Source organism: Mesorhizobium sp. P5_C1 (assembly GCF_054049815.1).
Window position 1 is genome coordinate 1 of sequence record NZ_JBFULQ010001051.1, and the last position, 1,117, is coordinate 1,117.

General features: G+C 57.3%; 1 protein-coding gene. It reads left to right on the forward strand.

The features are described 5' to 3' along the window. Positions 1-449: 449 nt before the first annotated feature. Positions 450-1,117, forward strand: a 668-nt coding sequence (locus ACXJ7R_RS33795; RefSeq protein ID WP_457155582.1) for a peptide ABC transporter substrate-binding protein, incomplete at its 3' end; no start/stop codon positions are given.

The following is a 1,117-nucleotide window of genomic DNA, read 5'->3' on the forward strand; positions in this document are numbered from 1 at the left end:
AACGCAGAAGTACCGGATTCTTCTTGAAATTTCCGCATTAACTGTCGTATTTCTATTGATTTACTTGTCCAGGTACTCATGACTGCCACGCGTCTGAGATGGAATCGTATAAAAGGCACCCATAATGTAACTTCTGGTTGCTTAAGAACGCATTAACACATTCCGGCAAACTGGCGCGGCCACAGATTCCGGGTGAAGAATGGCGTCGAGATGAGGAAACCAAGTCAAGCTTCTGGTTTCGGCTGGTGTTTCGGCCGTCACGGCACAACTTTCGTGCCGCCTTACTTTGGGTGACCCAGAGAGTCTGTTGAAATAAAAATTCTCCGCGTTAGTGTCTGGGCACCAGCCGCAGGAAGGGAACCGGCGGCGCGCTCAAAGGGGTCAGACATCGGCTCCGGGGCGTCAACACTCAAAGGCGCGCCGACGGCAGCGCCGACAGGGAGAACTTCATGCTGAGAAACATGCTGAAGGCGACGGTGTTCGCCACGACGATGGCATTGGCAGCCGGCACATTCTACACGCCGGCTTTCGCCGAGACCGTCTACAACAGAGGCGCCGCCGCCGAGGCGGAGACGGTCGACCCGCACAAGACCTCGACCGTCTACGAAGCCGATATCATTCGCGACCTGTTCCAGGGACTGGTCATGCACGATCAGAAGACGAACCTCATACCGGGCGCCGCCGAAAGCTGGACCGTATCGGATGACGGCACCGTCTACACCTTCAAGCTGCGCAAGGACGGCTTGTGGTCGGATGGCAGCCCGGTGACGGCGGACGACTTCGTCTACTCCTTCCGTAGGCTGGAGGATCCGGCCACCGCCGCCGAATACGCTTCCATGCTCTATCCCGTGAAGAACGCCGAGGAAGTCAACACCAAGAAAGGCAAGCCCGAGGATTTGGGCGTCAAGGCGATCGACACCAACACCCTTGAAGTGACTCTGAAGGCGCCGACGCCCTACTTCCTGGAGATGCTGACCCACCAGGCCACCTATCCGGTCAACAAGGCCTCAATCGAAAAGCTCGGCGCCGACTGGATCAAGGCGGGCAATCTCGTTTCGAACGGCGCCTATACGCTGGCCGAGTGGATTCCCAACGACCACATGAAGCTGGTCAAGAA